Source organism: Streptomyces sp. GESEQ-35 (assembly GCF_017948485.1).
GTDB lineage: Bacteria > Actinomycetota > Actinomycetes > Streptomycetales > Streptomycetaceae > Streptomyces.
In genome coordinates this window covers 1-928 of record NZ_JAFFSX010000088.1, presented here as the reverse complement: position 1 = coordinate 928, position 928 = coordinate 1, and the positions used below count along the sequence as shown (strand labels likewise).

Genomic DNA, 928 nt, shown 5'->3' with positions numbered 1-928 from the left:
GTCCACGCATCCGTGGTTGGCAGGCGCCTCCGACACCAGCCGCGCTCTGCTACTGGAACTCGTCCTTCACGCAGCCCACGAGACGGACTGCGGCCACCTCGAAGAGTTCACCATCGAAACGCCGCTCGCCCTCACGGCCCACGAGACCGTACGCATTCAGGTGGCAGTTGGTGCCCCGGACGACGCCGGTCGACGCCCGGTCACCGTTCATTCCAAGGGGGAGGAGTGGGTCCGGCATGCCGTCGGCACCCTGACCGATGTTTCCGCTGCGGCGCCCGAGCCGCTCTCGGTGTGGCCGCCAGCCGGGGCCGAGCCCCTCCACGTAGAGGAGTTCCCTGGACTCGACAACGTATGGGGCGTGGGCGACGACATCTATGCGGAAGTCTCGATCCCGGAAGACACAGAAGTCACCGGCTTCGGCATCCACCCGGCCCTCCTGGCGGCGGCACTTCGATCCGTCGCACTTGTCCGGCCTCTCGTACCTGCTGCCGCTCGCGGACTTCAGCTCGTGGCCACGGGTGCGACGGCACTCCGCGTCCACTGGTCCCTGTCAGGCGACATCGCCAGGCTTGTGGCCACGGATCCCTCTGGTCTCCCAGTCCTGGCAGCGGATGCCGTTTCGCTCGAAATCGATGCGGGTGGTGCATCCTCGGCCAAGGACAGGCATGGAGGCCGTCCGCACGTAATTGAGTGGGTTGAGGTGGTGCAGGAGGCGGAGCCCTCAACTCCGCTACAGCGCGCGGTGATCGGTGCGGGTCTGGAGTCCTACCCCGACACACCCTCCTACACAGATCTCGATGCGCTCGTCACGGCGGTGGCCGACGGGGCCGCGGTGCCCGACCAGGTGATCCTGCACCTGCCCCCCACCACAGACCACCCCGTCGAAGCCACCCACACCCTCACCGCACACACCCTCACCACCCTCCAG

At 67.5% G+C, this 928-nt stretch carries 1 protein-coding gene and 1 pseudogene; both read left to right on the top strand.

Going from position 1 to position 928, the window contains the following annotated elements; genetic code table 11:
• Positions 1-16 precede the first annotated feature (16 nt).
• Positions 17-157: pseudogene (locus KCH87_RS50930) on the top strand (hypothetical protein); the annotation flags it as partial.
• A gap of 543 nt (positions 158-700) precedes the next feature.
• The coding region (locus KCH87_RS49945; RefSeq protein ID WP_247197942.1) for a hypothetical protein at positions 701-928 on the top strand (228 nt) is incomplete at its 3' end.